Annotated in this window: 2 pseudogenes; both read left to right on the top strand. The window is 72.2% G+C overall.

Features of this window, described 5'->3' with window-relative positions:
* A pseudogene (locus tag AB0C29_RS49915) lies at positions 1 to 452 on the top strand (hypothetical protein); the annotation flags it as partial.
* A 397-nt stretch (positions 453 to 849) separates the two neighbouring features.
* Positions 850 to 1,092: pseudogene (locus AB0C29_RS49910) on the top strand (hypothetical protein); the annotation flags it as partial.

Here is a 1,092-nt window from a genome sequence, read left to right as displayed (position 1 = left end):
CCGACCTGCCGGGCTGGCCGGCCGCGGTAGGGGCGGTGCCCGGCCCGGATCAGGACACCGTCGAGGACCGGCTGGCCGGGATCGTCACGGCGGCGGTCCGCCTGCACACCACCCATGGGTACGGGAACCCGGTGCTGCTCGTGCACGCGGCAACGGCACCGCTGGCCGTACTGCGAACTCTGCCCTCGCTACCGGTCGCGCTGCACGGGCCGAGCCTCGCGGCGGCGTGGGCGGCCACTGCCGCGGTGACGGCCGCCTACGCTCCCCCGACTGCTCGCGCCTTCACACCCGGTGCCGGTGATGCGCCGGCCGTGCTGCAGCAGGCCACCGAGTCCGGGGACGCGCACGCCATCAAGTTCGCCGACGCGGCGATCGAGATGTGGCAGCGCGATCCGGATCCGGTGCTGCTGGCCGCGTCCCGGCACGCCACGGAACTGATCCTGAACGAATGAGCATCCCACTGTCCCTCCTGGACTGACCATCGTGCTGGCCGCGGCCGCGAACTGCGTGTGGTGGCGGCGCCGGTGGGCGCCGGCGGTGGCCGCCGCTGGGGCACAATCCTCCAGCTGACCGCCCTGGTGGTGGCGCTGGTCGCGGCCGTGGCAGGCGCAGTCGTCCAACGGTGCCGTGGTGCCCGCGCGCCTCTCGGCCGGCCGGAATCAATCAGCGTCCTTTGACGACAGTCCTTGTGCAGAAATACGGCCGGGCGGTTCGGCGCGCGCGGTTCTGCTGGCATTCCGCGACTTCGCTGGACAAGATTTTCCGGAGCACTAGAGTGGTCGCTGCTTCCACAGTGGAATTCGCTGAATGCGTAGCCACCACAAAGTCTCCCGCCGACTGAGGACGCCCATGCCCGAATCACCCTCGTCCGCCGTGCCCGCGCCGGACGACACCCTGTTGCGGGGTCGGCTGCTGTGGCTGGTCGCGGCGCCCGCCGGGGCCGCCGCGCTGCTGTTCGCGGTCACCGCCGGCTACCTCTGGGCCGGCGGGGCGGACCGGTCGGACCTGGTGCTGATCATCGTCTTCCTTCTCGGCGTGGTCGCGCTCACCGTCGTGGCCGGCCAGGCCGTGGGGACGGTCCGGCGCCTCGAC

The sequence above is a fragment of the Actinoplanes sp. NPDC048791 genome (assembly GCF_040650095.1).
Classification (GTDB): Bacteria; Actinomycetota; Actinomycetes; order Mycobacteriales; family Micromonosporaceae; genus Actinoplanes.
Note: the sequence above shows the minus strand (reverse complement) of the source record. Positions and strands in the feature narration are given on the sequence as shown.